The sequence below is a fragment of the Kitasatospora sp. NPDC057692 genome, from assembly GCF_042799475.1.
GTDB lineage: Bacteria > Actinomycetota > Actinomycetes > Streptomycetales > Streptomycetaceae > Kitasatospora.
On record NZ_JBHVIV010000204.1, the window covers coordinates 1 to 1,233 of the forward strand.

At 72.6% G+C, this 1,233-nt stretch carries 1 protein-coding gene; it reads left to right on the plus strand.

The genetic code is table 11. The features are described from left to right. Positions 1–58 precede the first annotated feature (58 nt). A partial coding sequence (locus ACFVFS_RS40815) for a hypothetical protein (RefSeq protein ID WP_380630185.1) occupies positions 59–1,233 on the plus strand: 1,175 nt, incomplete at its 3' end.

A 1,233-nucleotide genomic window follows, 5' to 3' on the forward strand; every position in this document is an offset into this window, starting at 1 on the left:
CCCTCACCCGCGCCCGGTCCTACGCGGACCGCCTCCTGTCGCAGGCGGGGGCGGACCGGTGACCGAGCAGACGACCGAGCGGCCGGCCCGCACCCCGGCCCCCCGCAAGCCTCTGCGGGTGGTCAACGGCTCCGGCGGGGTCCGCGAAGAGATCACCACCGAGCGAATCTCCGACCGCTACGAGGCAGACGAACACGGCCACTACCGGGTCACCCGCTCGCAGGGCGAGACCCCGTCCGGCGAGCCGGTCGTACGGGTCTCGCGCAAAGAGATCCTGAACGCCCGGACCGAGATCACCGCCGCCTACGCCGACGACACCGGGGAGCCGTACCCGATCGCGGCCACCGAGGTTGCCGACCGGCTCCGGCCGGTCATCACCCATTACGACCTGCGCGTGTCCCGCCCCGACGAAGGGGAGGTGAACCTCCCGGACGTCCCGGCCGAGGACTTCGGCAAGGTGGCATGGGTCGAGCGCGCGGAGCTGCGGGAACTGCCGGTCATGGCGTCCGGCGGCCAGACGGCCAAGCACGACATCGCCACCTCGATCCGGCTCGCCTCCCCGCACCCGGTCATCCCCGCGTACGGCCGCCTCGGGTGGCACAACCGGGACGGCCGATGGCTGTACGTCCACGGCGGCGGCGCCTGGACTGCCGAGGGAGCCGATGACGTGCGCGTCCACGGAGACGGCCTCGGGGTGTTCGCCATGGCGGCCCCGCCCGAGGACGACGCGGCCGGACGACGTGCGTTCGAGGCTCTGTGGGGCCTGTTCGACATGTGCCCGGACCGGTTCGCGGCCGTGGAGATCGGGGCCGCGTTCCGTGCCTCCATGGGCCGGCCCTCGGGGAGCATCACGTACCGGGCGGTGAACCAGTCCGGCAAGTCCGCCCACATGGCGTTCGTGACGCAGTGCTGGGCCCCCTCGGTCCGCTGGAACCGCCTCCCCTTCAACGCGGGCAAGGCGTTCGCGACCCCCACCTACATCGAGCACGTCCACCACACGTTCGGAGACCTGCTCGTCCCGTGGGACGACATGGCGCCGGTCGGCTCCCCCCGCGAGCGGGCCGACTACTTCGACATGTTCGCCCGGTCCCTGTTCAACGGCGCGTCCAAGGGCCGCATGGGCATCCAGGACCGGAAGATCGTGGCCCGTGCCCGGCTGCGGCCCCGCGCGTTCGGCGCCCTGTCCGCCGAAGACCTGACCGCCGTGGAGTCCGGGCAGAACCGGACCCACCT